Source organism: Dysgonomonas gadei ATCC BAA-286, from assembly GCF_000213555.1.
Taxonomy (GTDB): Bacteria; Bacteroidota; Bacteroidia; order Bacteroidales; family Dysgonomonadaceae; genus Dysgonomonas; species Dysgonomonas gadei.
Genome location: NZ_GL891987.1, coordinates 187,113 through 204,585, shown reverse-complemented (window position 1 = coordinate 204,585; position 17,473 = coordinate 187,113). Strand labels below are relative to the sequence as shown.

Genomic DNA, 17,473 nt, shown 5'->3' with positions numbered 1-17,473 from the left:
AATTAACGATCTAACATTTTTATATAATATCCTCCCACTACTGATCTTGCCTGAAACCCGCGCTGATTTGGCCGATCAGTAAATACCCAGTCTGACATAGGTACCCTGTCGGGAGTTTCATTCATAAATAAATATAGCGGACTGATAAACTTCTGGAACGTTTCCTGATCTTGAGTAAGAGTAGCTGTCCATATGATCCAATCTGTTTTGGTATAGGTTTCACGGTTATCCAAAGGCAACCCGTATTTATTCTGTTTGCGAAGATAATAAGCAATTTCTTTTTGTGCAACCTCCGCAGGGAAGATACCCATACCCAATATTTTATCCCAAACCAGATTATACTTCTGACTCCATGTTCCAGGCTTGTCAAATGTTAAACGATAGTGATCTCCGTCATCTGCCATTTTCACCCATTCCTTCGCCATTTCTTTTGCTTTGGAGGTATATTTCTCTGCCACATCTTTTTTACCTAATTTATCGGCCAGATAACCATACGATGCAACACCCATTATAGCTTTTATAGAAAGATTAACATTATGTGCAAAATGTCCGGCAAAGTCATCTGTACATAATTGGTTTTCGGGATCGAGCCCGTTTTCAGCGAGATAATCAGTCCATGTAGTCAGCACATCCCAATGTTTTTCAGCATACTGGGCATTTCCCTCTATGTGAGCAACCGCAGCAGTAAGAACCAGCATATTTCCTGCTTCCTCTACCGGCATATCTCCACCATATGTCTGTCCGTTTGCAAGAGGATAAGTACCTACATCATGAGCAGGGAAAGGTTTTACCCATTTGTTGCTTTCACTGTAATAGAAGATATGGTTTAGCAGACCTTTTGCCAGTTCAGGATTGTAGTAAAGGAAAAGAGGCGCTGACGGATATGTTACGTCTACCGTACCAATGGAACCGTTACTGAAATTTTCTTTCGATAAAAAGAGTAAATCCCCGTTCGGTGCTTCCACCAATTTATGAGCCGTAATAGCCTGACGATAGGCAAGGGCGCAGAGTTCGGCATATTCTTTACCTCCGGCCTGTGCTGTTTTTGTTATTAACTCTTTATCAAAAAGGTATGCTTTTTCCATCAGCTTATCATATTCCTGATTTGCTTTATGGAAAACACCTGTAATAGTCTGGTCTCCTCCCTTGTTCCAATACGGCCTCAGATTCTCTCCGAAGTACTGGATAGAGTATATGTCATCATAACCGATCATTATTTTTCCGGCAACAGCATTATTTACAGAGCCCAATGAACGGGTCAGGGCCAGCTTATCACCGGTATTCTCCCTTTTATCGGTAGATTCTTTTTTGACGCCTTCTATAAAGTTTGCTCTCAATTCTTCAGCGTCTCCTATACCTGATATCGTATTCTTCTTTTCGGCTACCAGATAAAAATGCCCCCAGTCTATGCGTACGTTATCGCCCGATTTTCCTAATATTTTCTGGTCCAGACTACCGGTCTTAAGGAACATCAGATCTCCGTCTTCGAATCCTTCACTCACCGATTGCTGCAAGGGTTTGTCTAGCGCCCAAACAGGTGAAGCTTCGAAGTACAGGCTTACATCGTGTGCTTTGCCATCGTTAGATGAAACATTGTATGAAATGTAATTTACGGGACGCGAAAGAAGAGCCAGGCCTTCCATAAATAAAGGTGCGGTGAAAGTCAGTTTGAGATCTACTTCACCACATGCGAATGTATAATGAGTCTGTGTTGCTTGTACATCTACAGATTTCTGAACAGCTGTGGTTTCGAATAACCTCTTATGATCTTTTTCCATTACCAGCCCAAAATCAAGCAGGGCCAATCCTCCGCGATCGTGACAGTAACCGGCAATGATATTCTCTCCCTTTTTCAGTGTAGCAACGACCTCCTCTGACAATGGAGCCAGAATATTTTTCTTAGCGGCATTTCCTGTATTAACGACTTCTATACCGTTGATATAGATAATCGCATCATCGTCATGGGAGTATTCGATATATACCTTCTTCCCTGATAAGTCTTCATCCAGATTGATAACACGCCTTACCCATATGTACTCGGTATTCCACTCTGTCTTAGCTGTAATTTCCTGTGGAATAGAACCAAAAGCAGCAGGAGCTTCTTTCCATCCGGCATCATTGAAGTCTTTATTGAACCAGTTCCCGACAGGCTTAGTGGTTATATATTTTCCTGTCCAGCCGCCTTGTTCCGAATTGGGAACGACTGTCTGCATGGGAGTTTCTTCTATTCCCATAAAGCGATAGACCTTATTATCCACTTTCACTACACCGATAAGAGGAAAATCGCTGCCTGTCCAGTGCTTTACATTTCCATCATAGAGGTTGTCGGTAAACGACCAGCCCGAAGTATAAGGGTCTATCGTTATCAGAGGATAGGCCGGGGCTCGCAGATCACTTTTGACGATTTCATAATCGTGCACTTTCTCAGTCTTACAACTCAGCAAAATACTTATGCCGAGGCAAAAAAATAGTAATTTTTTCATTAAATTGGTTTTTTATAATTAGTTATTACTTATTTCTTACGGGTATAACTTGTATCTGAACAGAGTTTATAACGAGTTTCATCTAATCGAAGGATGGGCCTTTCTCATAGTCTCCGGAGGTTATACCGGAGAGATTCCCCCTCTGCTCATTTTTCCTCTCCGGAAGCATGACAGACAGAAAATAAGAATATCAGGGTAGTGATAAAAAATATTTTTTTCATGATGCTTAAATAAGAGGCTGTTTAATCCACTGTAAATCTATTCTATATAATTTACATGAATACTGAAATCCTATTCAAGAAACAAGAATATATATCCAATTTTATGATTTAACCCGGCATTAACCCAAAACGTAATGGTTAAACTTTAGAAGTATTAAATAAAAATAAGCATCCAACTACCTTTGCTGGCTTCTATTCGGATCTTTTACGTAATTTTAGCACAGATCCAGAAGGCAAAAACCAAGAGGAAAACGGTTAAAAAAGATGCTTAAAACAACTCACAACAGGCAGAAGACCTTATTCGAACAGCTTTTTAAAGAACATTCCATTTGCTCTATTCCGATATAACGGAAATAGTTACATCAAGTTTGAAGAGTATTGTTGTGTTTTTCTTTTTATCATTTTTGAAGAAGTCTCAGAACTTTCTCTATCTTTTCGTTCATGGGTAATGATGTATTTATCCAGTGGATATGGGTTCCCCTCTTTTCCATCCCCCTAAACCAGGTCATCTGTCGTTTGGCGAACTGATGGATGGCGATTTCGAGTTGTGAGAACATTTCCTGATAAGGTAGTTTCCCTAACAGATAGAGTGTGACATATTTGTATTCCAGTCCGTAGTAAATGAGGTCATCAGGCTCTACCCCCTTATTCAATATATTTTGCACCTCTTCTATCATTCCTTCATCGAGACGGGCCTTAAGGCGCTTCGATATTTTTTCGCGGCGAAGTTCCCGGTCAATATCTACTCCGACAACAAGGCTGCTTAGCGGAGGGAATTCGTTTTGCTCCAATGGATGCTCTCTTTTATATACTTCTATCTCTATGGCCCGGATAGCACGTTGGGCTGTATCTATATCGGTGGTGTTATGGAGATTTTTGAATGTTGCCAATATATCAGTAAGTTCCGGCAAACTGTATTTCTCGTATTTCTTCCTTAATTCCTTATTTTCAGGAACATTCACTAGAGAATATCCTTTCAGAACAGACTCTATATAAAGTCCCGAACCTCCGCACAAAATGGGGAATTTACCTCTGCTTTTAATATCGGTATAAGCCTGATGAAAATCTGACTGATATTCGAAAATATTATACTTATCGCCTGCCTCGCGGATATCTATGAGGTGATAAGGTATATTTTCCCCATCTACGATGTAATCTGCTAAATCCTTTCCTGTGCCTATATCCATAGACTTATATACTTGCCGTGAATCTCCGCTGATGATTTCAGTATCGAGAGAATGAGCCAGATGACAGGCAAAGTTAGTTTTGCCGGATGCGGTTGGGCCTACTATTGTTATCAGGTCATATATTTTCATGATACAAAAGTAGGTTGATTTTATTTTACCTCTTCATCTTTCTTCATTTAAATCTTTGTTCTTCTATAATATATAAGCGATTTGTTCAAAAAACCCCTTATATTTGTAGGTTCAAACAGATTCAAACACTTTATAATTACGAATGAAAGAAGGTAAAAGTTTAGCAAACAGCATCGTAGCTGCATGTCAGGATAAAAAAGCAAGGAATATTGTCATAGTAGATATGACAGAACTACCAGGAACTATCTGCCAATACTTTGTTATATGCGAAGGAAATACGCCTACCCAAGTAGGTGCTATCTCTGATGAGATCGTAGATTCACTGAAAAAAAAGAAGAAAGAACGCCCTATTTCTATCGACGGACTGCGTGAAGGCCGGTGGGTAGGAATAGATTATGGTACGGTTATTGTACACGTGTTCTTACCGGAATTGCGTGAATTCTATAATATCGAGCATTTATGGGCCGATGCCAAGTTGGAAAGTATCCCTGATATCGACTGACAACAAATAGCCTTTATTGATTGTTGTATTCCGTAAAACCAAAAACGAATTAAAAAGATATTATCATCAAAATAGTATATGGATAATTATAATAAAGGAGAAAATAACAAGCCGAAAACGCCAGGGATGAAAGGCCCGAAGATGCCCTTTAATCTCTATTGGGTATACCTGATCGTGTTCGCTGCCATTATCGGAATGTACTTTTTCTCCGAGAATACGGGCGGAATTCAGAAAGAGATAGCATGGTCCGAATTTCAGGGTTATGTGAAAGATAATAGCATAAGCAAGATTGTAGTTGACAATAAAAGCAATACATTAAAGGCCACTGTCCGCAAAGATTCGGTCAATCATGTATTTAAGGCTGATGCGGATAAGGCGGGTGATAAACCCTCCATTCTGGTAAAAATACCTTCTGCCGATAAATTTTCTGACTTTTACGACAAGGTAAGGGCTGAACATAACTACAACATCGATGTCAGCTATGAGCCAAATACTACCAGTGCGTGGGACATACTATTGAGCTTCCTGCCTATCGTATTGATATTCGGACTTTTTATTTATATGATGCGACGTATGTCAGGCGGTGGTTCCGGCGGTGGCGGCGGAGTATTCAGCGTGGGCAAGTCAAAAGCCCAGCTATATGACAAAGGTTCCGATCTGCGCGTTACATTCAAAGACGTGGCCGGACTTTCGGAAGCCAAAGAAGAAATAGAAGAAATCGTGGAATTCCTTAAGAATCCTTCACGATATACAGAAATAGGTGGTAAAATACCAAAAGGCGCATTGCTTGTAGGCCCTCCGGGAACAGGAAAGACATTGTTGGCAAAAGCCGTTGCAGGAGAGGCGAATGTTCCGTTCTTCTCCCTGTCGGGCTCCGACTTTGTGGAAATGTTCGTCGGTGTGGGAGCATCCCGTGTAAGGGATTTGTTCAAGCAGGCTAAGGAGAAATCGCCGTGTATTATCTTTATCGACGAGATAGATGCTATCGGACGCGCCCGTGGACGCAACCTGAATATGGGTTCGAACGATGAACGTGAAAACACATTGAATCAGTTGTTAACGGAAATGGACGGTTTCGGTACAAATAGCGGTATCATCATTCTTGCTGCAACCAACCGTGCCGATATTCTGGATAAAGCGTTACTTCGTGCAGGACGTTTCGACCGCCAGATAACCGTTGATTTACCGGATGTGAACGACCGTAAGGAAATATTTAAAGTACATCTTCGTCCTGTAAAGATCGACGACTCAGTGGATGTGGAATTCCTTGCCCGCCAGACACCTGGATTCTCTGGAGCAGACATTGCCAATGTATGTAATGAAGCCGCGCTGATTGCAGCCCGTAAAGGGAAGAAAGTTGTTCAGAAAGATGACTTCACCAATGCAGTAGACCGTATTGTGGGAGGTCTGGAAAAGAAGAATAAAGTGACAACTCTCGATGAGAGAAAGACCATTGCCATACACGAGGCCGGACATGCCACATTAAGCTGGTTCCTGCAATATGCTAATCCTTTGGTGAAAGTTACCATTGTTCCGCGGGGCAAGGCTCTGGGTGCTGCATGGTACCTGCCCGAAGAAAGGCAGATTACAACCAAAGAGCAAATGCTGGATGAAATGTGTGCGCTCCTTGGAGGCCGTGCTGCCGAGGAAGTGTTTGTCGGTCACATATCGTCCGGTGCGGCCAATGATCTGGAAAGGGTGACCAAACAGGCATATGCTATGATTTCATATTTAGGTATGAGCGACAAGTTGCCTAATATAAGCTATTATGATTCATCAGGCGAGGCCTATGGTTTCACCAAACCTTATAGTGAAGAAACTGCCCTGCTGATAGATAAGGAAGTGCAGGCAATGATAAACGAACAATATGAACGAGCTAAAGCCCTGCTTCGTAAACATTCCGACGGTCATGAAAAACTGGCAAATCTGCTGGTAACGGAAGAGGTTATATTTGCCGAGGACCTGAAGAAGATATTTGGTGAGCGTCAGTGGGTTTCCCGTTCCGAAGAGATATTAAAGGAAACCGAAGAGCCGCCCAAGAATGTGGAGATAGAGATTAAAAAAGGTACAGTTAACCCGGATATGATTACCCCGGAAGGGCAACCTGAATAATAAAACTTCCCTATTAAAATATATAAACCCTTTACTTACTGATAGTGAAGGGTTTTTATTTTTGCGAACATTTGGTTTATTAATCAAATATTCGACAGGCATCAGGCGTCTGAATTATATTTATTAGATTTGCACAAAACAGAACTACTATGAGAAAATCCATACAGCTTAGACTAAGTACCTTAATCCTCATCTTACTTTTACCTCTTGCCTCATGCAAAAAACAACCGGATAAAGAATTATCCTACGAAGGCATATCATTCAAATATCCGTCATACTGGAAAGTGAAAACAGAGAAGAGCGCAGGGGGAGGAGCCTACATTGATGCTGAAAAAAAGTTCAGTAGTGAAACAATCTTTTTTGTATCTGTATCTCCTTTTGAAACCGATCACGAAGAAATGCTGGAAAATTATTTTTCGAAACTATCTCAAGACTTTGATGTTACCAAAGAGCCTGTCGCATCCGGTAGGTTCGGACAATACCAATCTTCTTCTGTAAAGTATAAAATGACTAAAAACAGAGAGAAAGCATATGGGATAATTTATGCTTTCGACACAGAGGAAAGGACAATTCTAATCATCAAGCAGAGCAACAGGGAATACGAATTGAAGCACGAAAAATACAAATTGATGGAAGACAGCTTCAAGGTAGAGGAGCCTATAAAAGACAGTATCTAATAAACAGATAGTTTAGTAAAATAATTGGTACCTTTGCACCCGTTTAAAAGAGACAACATGAATAAAACAAAAGGTATCATACTTGCGCTCATCTCATCGGGAACATTCGGGCTCATTGCATTCTTCTCCATTCCATTACTAAAAACGGGGATGCATGCGCCATCTATACTTTTCTACAGATGCCTGATTTCGGTGTTACTAATAGGAGCAGTATGCCTTATCAGGAAAAAGAATCTCCGGATATCACCTAAGGCTGCCGCACAACTTCTCTGTCTGGGCCTGTTATATACGCTGACGGCTATGGGACTGCTCTACTCTTATAATTATATCTCGAGCGGGGTTGCCACTACTATACACTTCCTCTACCCTGTCTCGGTTTCTTGTATGATGATTATATTCTACAGGGAGAAATTGTCACGGAATCTCTTATTTGCAGCTGTCTTATCTCTGGCTGGCGTGGCTATGCTATGCTGGAGCGATTCCGGATTCATCAATACAACAGGGTTACTGGCTGTATTGATGACCGTTTTCACCTATTCCATCTATATCGTATGGCTCAATAGCCCCGAAATAAAGAGACTGGAGCCCGAAACCATTACTTTCTATGTAATGCTCTTCGGTGGATTTATCTTTGCTGTCTTTTCCTATTCTACTACAGGCATCGAACTTTTGCCGGATATACCATCCGTTTTCAATCTTATCGGCCTGGCATTATTTGCGACAGTTATATCCAATCTGGCGCTTGTTGCAGCCGTAAAGCACGCAGGGTCTACCATTACGTCCATACTCGGATCGTTAGAACCCGTAGTAGCTACAGCAGTGGGGATACTCCATTTTGGCGAACCATTCGGATGGAACGGCCTGTTTGGCTTATTGATTATCATAAGCGCGGTATTATTGGTAATTCTTACAGGCAAGAAGAAAGCCGAAGTTCCGGCAAGTTAAGGGCACATCCTGTAAATTTTATATCTATTAGCACCAATTATTGCACATTTTTACTATTTTTGTGCGATAAAGAATTAACGAACAGCTATCACAGTTTTTTTAAGTAGCTAATAATCATCAAATAACGATAAAAATGAGTAACAATTTATTAAAAGGTAAAAGAGGAATCGTTTTCGGTGCATTGAACGAAAAATCAATTGCATGGAAAGTGGCCGAAAAAGCCGTGGAACAAGGAGCAACTATTACACTATCGAATACTCCGGTAGCCGTAAGAATGGGTGAGACCAAAGCCCTGTCAGAAAAACTGAATGCAAAAGTTATTGCTGCCGATGCTACCAGTGTAGAAGACCTTGAACAAGTATTCGTACAATCGATGGAAGCTCTTGGTGGCAAGATCGATTTCGTACTCCACTCAATCGGTATGTCGGTGAACCTTCGCAAAGAGAGAGCATATGACAACCTTGATTATGGATTCTTAGACAAGACACTCGACATCTCAGCTATCTCTTTCCATAAGATGATGCAGGTTGCGAAAAAACTGGATGCTATTGCCGAAGGTGGTTCTGTACTTGCACTTACCCACATTGCTGCTCAACGTACATTTACCGGATATAACGATATGGCTGATGCAAAAGCATTACTTGAATCTTTTGGACGCAGCTTCGGTTATGTGTATGGCCGCGATAAAAAAGTCCGTGTAAATACAATATCCCAATCACCTACATTGACTACTGCCGGACAAGGAATCGGCGGAATGAACGCATTCTTCGACTTTGCAGAGAAGATGTCCCCACTGGGTAATGCCAGCGCAGAATCTTGTGCCGACTACTGTATCGTTATGTTCTCAGATCTGACGCGCATGGTAACCATGCAGAACCTGTTCCATGACGGAGGATTCTCCAATATGGGTCTGACTCAGGCAATTGTTGAAGATTATATCGAAAAGAAATAAACAAAATAATACCTGATCTGCGGCTCATAAAATACTATTTATGGGCCGTTATTTATAATAACCTCTATCTTCCCGGAAATATACACAGAGGCTCATCTTTCTCAATCGAATAAAGCTAAACCTAGATATCACGATTTTTTTATTCATTAAGAACTACTTTTTCCCTTATTTGTTTATAATGATAATATCGGTCAATATGAAAATCCGTTTTCCATTCCTTCACATATTCATTGCAATACTTGCCTTAACTCCCGGAGGAGTTTTTTCACAAGTAACGATCGGTTCCAACGAGGAACCGCTGAAAGGAGCATTGCTAGACTTGAAAGAAAATCCGAATGGCACCAGCAACAAAGGGCTGATGCTGCCACGCGTGGAACTGACCGCGAACAATACCCTGACCATCGCCAGCGGAACCACGAGTAATTCCGACTATATAGGTACAGTTGTATATAACACAAAAAAAATAGAAACCAGTGAAGCCGACCGCCTATGTCCGGGTGTGCATGTGTGGACAGGCAGTAAATGGCAACCGCTGGTCGCATATCCTATAAATACCATCCCTCCATCTTTAGCCGGCCCCGAAGCCGACCTGGTCGATTCCAGAGACGGAGAGACATACCATACGGCACGTTTCCATTCAGTTAAGGCAGGCAGTCCGTATAGCTGCACCCCTGTCGAGGTCGTTATAATCGACGCGGGAATATGGATGACACAGAATTTACGTTATACACAAGGGATAACAAATAGTCCGGCGGATACTTATGTTGCCATGCAATATTATACCCCCAGCAACACAGGTGCAACCGCAGCCCGCATCCGGGAGAATGGCAAATTATATAACTGGGCTGCTGCTTCTTCGCAGAAAGGCAATACTACAACAGGTCAGGGCAATGTAGACAATCCGCCTACTTATGCAGCAAATGACGAAAAATATGGTACAGCCGGAGCATCTACAGAAGTCAGGCGTCAAGGTGTATGCCCTCCGGGATGGCATCTGCCAACCGACACAGAATGGTACATACTGACCGAAGCTCTCAAACTCCGCCCCGATCTGTACAGTTCCCAGACTACAGCAACTGATGCAAATGTGGGAAATGTAATGAAGAACTCCACAGAAGCAGCAGGGGCATATCTGGGAACCAGCAAGCCTTCCGACCAGGGAGGATTTGCAGGCTATCTGGTGGGCTTCGCAAATCAAAACAGGGTAACCGGCTATGGTGTAAGCAATCACTGGTGGGCCAGCAGCTCCTACAATGGAGCCAATTCCTGGAAGCGGAGGGTAGACAATAGTACCAGTTCCATAGACTGGTCTCCCAGCTCACGAAACAATCACTTTTCGGTCCGCTGCAAGAAAGATTAACCCCCAAAAGAGCAATTATCCTTTACAATCAAAGGGTATTAAGTCTATGTTAATTCTGTAAGTTTTTTCAATTTGTGAAGAAAGATTAAAGATTATTGCTATATCTTTGACAATAATACAATTGATACCTGGCACAGAGCTCGATTGTATTACAGAAGTAATAATTGATTATCAGGGAAAATACCATTGTCTTAATTTATACTATGCTTGTAAAGTTATACGAAGAAAATCCTAATCCGAAAGAGATCGATAAGATTATAAAAGTTTTGCAAGACGGCGGGCTCATCGTCTATCCTACCGACACAGTATATGCCATTGGCTGTGATGCGCTCAATGTACGGGCGGTAGAGAAAATATGCAGGATGAAAGACATTAATCCCGAGAAGAGTAATCTGTCGATCATCTGCTACGACCTGAGCAATATCAGTGAATATGCCAGAGTGGACAACAATACATTCAAGCTGATGAAAAAGAACCTGCCGGGTCCCTTTACGTTTATTCTGAACACGACTTCATCCCTTCCAAAAATATACAAGAACAAAAAGACCGTAGGTATTCGTATTCCCGACAATAATATTATACGCGAACTCGTTCATACTTTAGGCAATCCGATTATGACAACATCCGTTAAAGATGATGATGAAGTGATAGAATACACTACAGATCCGGAACTGATCTATGAAAGATATCAGGACCTGGTCGACATTGTCATCGATGGTGGGTATGGTGGTATAGAAGCGTCTACAATCGTGGATTGTACGGGCGATGAACCGGAAATAATGCGGCAGGGCAAAGGTGAATTAATTTTGTAAAAGGATATATAATCCATATATTTGCAAACGTCTATAAAACATGGAGGTTTGCAGGCAATTTATTATAATACGCACTAAATAGCTGACATTTATGAAAGCAAAACTGATATTTATTATACTAATCATAGCATTATCTTTCATTGCGTGTAAGGACAATGAGGACTCAAATCCCAATTCTGACCTGACTGATGAAGAATATACGAATAAATGGATATATGACAGGATGGAACGGGTTTATCTCTGGAATGATGGACTGCCGGCATCTCCCAATTATACACAGAATCCCGATAAATTCTTTTATAATATTCTTTATAAATATAAAGATGTGAATGGGGACAGGTTTTCCTGGATAGAAGAAGATGTCTCTAAAAAGACAAAAAGCCTTTATGCAGACACCAGCCTTGGATTCGATTATATCCCATACTCTTATTTCCCCACAAAAACCGACCAAAATTCATCTATAGGCTTCTTTATAATATCTGTAAATAAAGGAAGTGATGCAGAAGCTAAAGGTTTGAAAAGAGGGCAGATAATATATGCAATAGATGATACACCTGTGACATATGATAATTATTCTGAAATATTTGAAGGGAAAGCTTCGTTCAAACTATCTGTTTATAATAAAGACGGAATAAAGCAAACACTGGAAACAATCCAGGCCTCTGCAACTAAAACATCTCCGGTATTTATAAGTAAGGTTATCAAAAGTTCAGGAACCAGTATTGGATATCTGATGTATAACACATTCGAAAGAGGTCCGGATGAAGATGGCAGTAACTACGATTATGACATAGAACTTATAGAGAGTATGCGAACCTTGAATAATCAGGGAATCACGGAGTTTGTCCTTGATCTGCGTTATAATCTAGGTGGATATCTCACTTCTGCAATGGATTTGGCGAGCGCCTTGTATAAGGACAGAACCACCAGTAAAATATTCGCAAAAGAAACATACAATAAATATTTCTCAGATTCATTGGTTGCAAAATATGGTTCAAATGGATTAAATGAATATTTCCTTGATAAAGTATATAATACAAACATAGAAATTCCACGATTAAACATAAGCCGTGTATATATCATTGCGACGGAAAACTCGGCTTCGGCCAGTGAATTACTTATTCACGGCTTGAGGCCATATATGCCAGTATACCATATCGGGAAAACAACTGTAGGGAAAGACAAAGGCTCAATTACTATAAAAGCGGAAAGTGATCGTATCAAATGGCAATTACAACCGCTTGTATCTCGTATAACCGATGCAAATGGTGAAGGAAATTACATTAATGGTTTAACTCCGGATTTCGAAATTTCGGAATGGGAGGAAGGATATCAGATGGTTGATGCTTATTACGAAGAAAATGGTATCAACATCAAAACCCAACTTCCCCTATTATCTGATTGGAAGGGTGGATTCTCTGAACTCGGAGATTCATCCGAACCTTTATTAGCAGAAGCTATAGCACAGATTACGGGAGTTGCACGCGTTAAAACAACGAAGTCTATAACACACACCGATTGGGTAGCCAAGAAAGTTCCTTTTATTAAGCAGGATAAGAAACGAGCTAAAATACTTTTAGATAAATAAAGACATCAAAAGTTTAAATATCAAATAAAGCAATAAAAGCAAAATCAACAATATACTAAATGAAGGTAATGAAATTTGGCGGCACATCCGTAGGTTCCGCCGCAAACATAGCAAACGTAAAGAAAATAATAAGCGGGGTTAACGAACCCATAGTCGTAGTAGTTTCAGCTTTCAAAAGTATAACGGACAAATTATTAACGACCTCCCGGTTGGCCGCAGCCGGAGATTATTCATACGAACGGGAATTCAGGGAAATAGTGGAGCAACATGTAACGGTTGTCAGCAAACTTGATATATCCGAACCTCAACGCGAGAAACTGGCAGTTGAAGTCAACAAACTACTGGACGAACTAAGTAATATCTTCAAAGGAGTATTTCTTATCAATGACCTTTCGCCAAAAACGTCTGACAAGATAGTCAGTTATGGCGAACGGCTCTCTACGCTGATAATCAGTTACTCATTCTCAGACTATGAGGTACTTGATGTAACACAGCTTATCAAGACCGACTCTGCATTCGGAAAACATACACCCGATATGGAGCTGTCAAATAAGCTGATACGCAACGCTTTCGAAAATTCATCAAAAAAGGTATTGGTTGCCGGATTTATATCCACCTGTAAAACTACAGGGGAGATTACAAATCTGGGACGGGGAGGATCAGACTATACTGCTGCAATCTTCGCTTCGGCTCTCGATGCCAATATTCTGGAAATATGGTCGGATGTCGACGGCTTTATGTCGGCCGATCCCAAAGTGATAAATAACGCGCATGTAATCGAAAATCTTACTTTTACCGAAGCTACCGAACTTTGTAACTTCGGGGCAAAAGTGATTTATCCGCCTACAATATTCCCAGTATATCATAAGAATATACCTATTCGCATAAAGAACACGTTCAAGCCTGAAGCACCGGGGACATACATTTCGCACGATGGAGAGATCAGGAAAAGCAAGGCCATGATAAAAGGAATTTCTTCCATCTCCGACTCGTGCCTGATCACGGTACAGGGGCTTGGTATGGTAGGTATTATCGGCGTCAATTTCCGTATATTCCGCGCGCTGGCAAAGAATGGCATCAGTGTGTTCCTTGTTTCACAGGCTTCGTCCGAGAACAGTACATCCATAGGCGTCCGTTCGGCAGATGCGGCACTCGCTGTAAGTGTACTTGAAGAAGAATTCGAGAAAGAAATATCATTAGGCAGTATCAACCGTGTATTGCTCGAAAGCGAACTTGCCACAGTTGCCATCGTTGGCGAAAATATGAAATATACCCCGGGTATTGCCGGAAAGCTTTTTGAAACACTCGGTAAGAGCGGCATCAGCGTCATTGCGTGCGCACAGGGAGCTTCGGAAGTAAATATTTCGTTCGTTATCAAGAATAAGTATCTGCGTAAAGCGTTGAACTCTATTCACGATTCGTTCTTCCTATCGGAATATAAAGCATTGAACCTTTTCATTGTCGGCATCGGTACAGTGGGAGGAAACCTGATAGAGCAAATCCGCCAGCAACAGCCGAAACTGATGGAACAGTATGCGCTCAAGTTAAATGTTGTGGGTATAGCCAGAGGACGCAAAGCCCTATTCTGCCGCGAAGGTATTAACCTGGATAATTACAAAACCGAACTGGACGAAAAAGGTATACCAAGTTCACCCGAGATATTGCGCGACGGGATTATAAATATGAATATATTCAATGCCGTATTTGTGGATTGTACAGCCAGTGAGCCTGTATCACAGATATATGGAGACCTGATGTCGCAAAACATTTCGGTGGTCACAGCCAATAAGGTAGCGGCATCGTCTGCCTACGACAATTATATAAAGTTGAAGAATACAGCACGCGAACGCAACATAAAGTTCCTGTTCGAAACAAATGTGGGCGCCGGGCTTCCCATCATTAATACAATGAACTCCCTGATCAATTCGGGAGACAAAATAGTAAAAATAGAAGCGGTACTTTCGGGTACGCTCAATTTCATATTCAATACCATAAGCAAAGATATTCCTTTCAGCAAAGCCATTTATCTGGCCAAGGAAAGCGGATATTCGGAACCGGACCCGCGCATCGACCTCAGCGGGATGGATGTTGTCCGCAAACTGGTTATCCTTACACGTGAGGCCGGATATCAAGTAGAGCAGGCCGATGTGGAAAAGAATCTGTTTGTCCCGCAAGAGTATTTCAATGGCACGATTGAAGAATTCTGGGCGAATATCCGTCAACTGGACTCCGAATTTGAGGAAAGGCGTAAGAAACTGGAAAGCGAACATAAGCATCTCCGTTTTGTAGCGAAATACGAGAACGGAAAATGTGAAGTAGGTTTACAGGAGGTAGGGCAAAACCATCCTTTCTATGATCTTGAAGGTAGTAATAACATCATACAGATAACGACAGAGCGATACAACGAATACCCTATGATAATAAAAGGATACGGTGCAGGAGCAAGCGTCACGGCAGCGGGGGTATTTTCGGATATTATCAGTATTGCGAATGTGAGATAACCTTCACTGTCCATGAAAAACAGAATATTAATCTGTTTATAATTTTATTAAATATAGTCTTATGAAAACAATTATAATCCTGGCCGATGGCGCAGCCGATGAGCCTATCGCCGCATTAGGGAATAAAACTCCATTACAAGTGGCCAAGAAGCCATATATAGACATGCTTGCCGCCAAAGGCAAAAGCGGTGAGTTGGATACCATCCCTCCGGGATTTAGACCGGGCAGTGAAATAGCCAACTTGTCGGTACTCGGGTACGATGTGCCTAAGGTTTTTGAAGGCAGGGGTTCACTCGAAGCCGCCAGTATGGGGGTGGATATTCTGCCGGGCGAAATGGCCATGCGCTGCAACCTGATTTGCATCGAAAACGGAAAGATAAAAAACCATTCGGCAGGACATATTTCGAATGAAGAAGCCGCCGAACTTATCCATTTTCTGGATAAAGAGCTGAACGACGGAAAAGTGAGCTTCTATCCGGGAGTATCGTATCGCCACCTGCTGAAACTTGAAGGAGGGAATAAAAACCTCGACTGCACCGCCCCGCATGACGTTACAGGAACACCATTCAAGGATGTTCTGATAAAACCGGAAACACCCGGAGCAAAAGAATCTGCCGATTACCTGAATCAGCTGATCTTAAAATCACAGGAACTATTGAAAGATCATCCTGTAAACAAAAAGCGAATCGCCGAAGGCAAAGACCCTGCAAACAGTATCTGGCCATGGTCGCCGGGATACCGCCCGCAGATGCAGACTTTGCAGGAATTATTCGGAATAAAAAGCGGATCGGTAATCTCTGCGGTAGACCTTATTATGGGTATCGGCGTATATGCGGGATTGAAACTTATCCATGTAGAAGGTGCTACCGGATTATGGAACACCAACTATGAAGGAAAAGCGCAAGCGGCCATCGAAGCATTGAAGAACGACGATTTCGTATATCTTCACATCGAGGCCAGTGACGAGGCCGGACATGAAGGCGATTATGAGTTGAAAACCCGTACCATCGAATTTCTGGACAGCAGGGTTGTGAAGCCAATATATGAAGCTACTAAAGACTGGGATGAGCCGGTTACTATCGCCATTCTACCCGATCACCCTACCCCATGTGCTATTAAGACACATACAAACAAGCCTATACCCTTCCTTATCTACCGTTCGAACGGAGAAGCAGATGGTGTACAGCTATATGATGAGTTCGAATCACCAAAGGGCGCATACGGGCTGATAAAAGGGAAGGAATTTATGGAGACGTTGTTTTGCAGCAAATAAGAATTTTAGAAGCTGTTTGAATTATATTCGTTAATGTAATATCTTCGGATTCCGAGACCGAAACCTTTTTGTATAAAATGAGATAAATGTTATATCTTTGGCATAGCAAAAAATTAAATATATGAATACTGAAGATATCCGCTCTCTATTGAGCGCCGAAGCGAGTGCCATACTAAATATCCCGGTGAGTGATGCTTATACAAAAGCCATAGACCTTATTGTAGAACAGGTAAACAAGAAAAAAGGTAAACTCGTGACCAGCGGTATGGGAAAGGCAGGACAGATTGCACAAAACATTGCAACTACATTCAGCTCCACGGGAACGCCGTCTGTATTCCTACATCCGAGTGAGGCACAGCATGGCGACCTGGGAATATTGCAGGAAAACGATATCGTTCTGGCAATCTCCAATTCGGGAAAGACACGGGAGATCATCGAACTTATATCTCTTGCAAAAAATCTTATTCCGGGAATAAAGTTTATTGTTATCACCAGCGACCCGGACAGCCTACTGGCACAGAAAGCTGATGTATGCATCCTAACCGGCCGGCCGGAAGAAGTTTGTAATCTTGGACTGACACCGACCACCTCTACCACAGTGATGACCGTAATAGGCGATATACTTGTAGTGGGTACAATGAAAAGGATCAATTTCTCACCCGCCGATTACGCCAAACGTCATCATGGGGGATATCTGGGAGATAAATCAAGGGAGATGAGCAAATAGTTTT

General features: G+C 41.8%; 13 protein-coding genes. 11 read left to right on the top strand and 2 right to left on the bottom strand.

Annotation, left to right across the window (positions count from 1 at the left end; genetic code table 11):
• Window positions 1-2: 2 nt before the first annotated feature.
• Together HMPREF9455_RS16180 and miaA are read right to left on the bottom strand one after the other, a co-directional pair.
• Window positions 3-2,483 carry a glutaminase domain-containing protein gene (locus HMPREF9455_RS16180; RefSeq protein ID WP_006800812.1) on the bottom strand — a complete coding sequence of 827 codons (2,481 nt, stop codon included), beginning with the start codon at window positions 2,481-2,483 and terminating at the stop codon, window positions 3-5.
• Window positions 2,484-3,102: 619 nt separating this feature from the next.
• Entirely contained in the window at window positions 3,103-4,020 is a 918-nt protein-coding gene (gene miaA / locus HMPREF9455_RS16175) for a tRNA (adenosine(37)-N6)-dimethylallyltransferase MiaA (RefSeq protein ID WP_006800811.1), read from the bottom strand.
• Window positions 4,021-4,162: 142 nt separating this feature from the next.
• Here miaA and rsfS point away from each other — a divergent pair, with 142 nt between their 5' ends.
• The 11 genes from rsfS to HMPREF9455_RS16120 all read left to right on the top strand — a co-directional run bounded on the left by rsfS (window position 4,163) and on the right by HMPREF9455_RS16120 (window position 17,469).
• Window positions 4,163-4,522, top strand: a complete 360-nt coding sequence (gene rsfS / locus HMPREF9455_RS16170) for a ribosome silencing factor (protein WP_006800810.1) — start codon at window positions 4,163-4,165, stop codon at window positions 4,520-4,522.
• Between the two features lie 78 nt (window positions 4,523-4,600).
• Window positions 4,601-6,634 (top strand): ATP-dependent zinc metalloprotease FtsH, encoded by a 2,034-nt coding sequence (gene ftsH, locus HMPREF9455_RS16165; RefSeq protein ID WP_006800809.1) that lies wholly within the window; start codon window positions 4,601-4,603, stop codon window positions 6,632-6,634.
• A 149-nt stretch (window positions 6,635-6,783) separates the two neighbouring features.
• Complete coding sequence (locus HMPREF9455_RS16160; protein WP_006800808.1) at window positions 6,784-7,311, top strand: hypothetical protein; 528 nt, start codon at window positions 6,784-6,786, stop codon at window positions 7,309-7,311.
• Window positions 7,312-7,368: 57 nt separating this feature from the next.
• Window positions 7,369-8,256: a DMT family transporter gene (locus HMPREF9455_RS16155; protein WP_044216506.1), complete on the top strand. Its 888-nt coding sequence runs from the start codon at window positions 7,369-7,371 to the stop codon at window positions 8,254-8,256.
• Window positions 8,257-8,389: 133 nt separating this feature from the next.
• Window positions 8,390-9,208: an enoyl-ACP reductase FabI gene (locus tag HMPREF9455_RS16150; protein WP_006800806.1), complete on the top strand. Its 819-nt coding sequence runs from the start codon at window positions 8,390-8,392 to the stop codon at window positions 9,206-9,208.
• 196 nt (window positions 9,209-9,404) lie between these two features.
• Window positions 9,405-10,568, top strand: coding sequence for an FISUMP domain-containing protein (locus HMPREF9455_RS16145; protein ID WP_006800805.1), 1,164 nt, complete (start codon window positions 9,405-9,407; stop codon window positions 10,566-10,568).
• 203 nt (window positions 10,569-10,771) lie between these two features.
• On the top strand, window positions 10,772-11,380 hold the full coding sequence (locus tag HMPREF9455_RS16140) for an L-threonylcarbamoyladenylate synthase (protein WP_006800804.1): 609 nt from the start codon (window positions 10,772-10,774) through the stop codon (window positions 11,378-11,380).
• 91 nt (window positions 11,381-11,471) lie between these two features.
• Window positions 11,472-12,968, top strand: a complete 1,497-nt coding sequence (locus HMPREF9455_RS16135; RefSeq protein ID WP_006800803.1) for a S41 family peptidase — start codon at window positions 11,472-11,474, stop codon at window positions 12,966-12,968.
• Window positions 12,969-13,027: 59 nt separating this feature from the next.
• Entirely contained in the window at window positions 13,028-15,469 is a 2,442-nt protein-coding gene (thrA, locus tag HMPREF9455_RS16130) for a bifunctional aspartate kinase/homoserine dehydrogenase I (RefSeq protein WP_044216502.1), read from the top strand.
• 61 nt (window positions 15,470-15,530) lie between these two features.
• Window positions 15,531-16,742, top strand: coding sequence for a cofactor-independent phosphoglycerate mutase (locus tag HMPREF9455_RS16125; RefSeq protein WP_006800801.1), 1,212 nt, complete (start codon window positions 15,531-15,533; stop codon window positions 16,740-16,742).
• Window positions 16,743-16,863: 121 nt separating this feature from the next.
• Window positions 16,864-17,469 carry an SIS domain-containing protein gene (locus tag HMPREF9455_RS16120; protein ID WP_006800800.1) on the top strand — a complete coding sequence of 202 codons (606 nt, stop codon included), beginning with the start codon at window positions 16,864-16,866 and terminating at the stop codon, window positions 17,467-17,469.
• Window positions 17,470-17,473 lie beyond the last annotated feature (4 nt).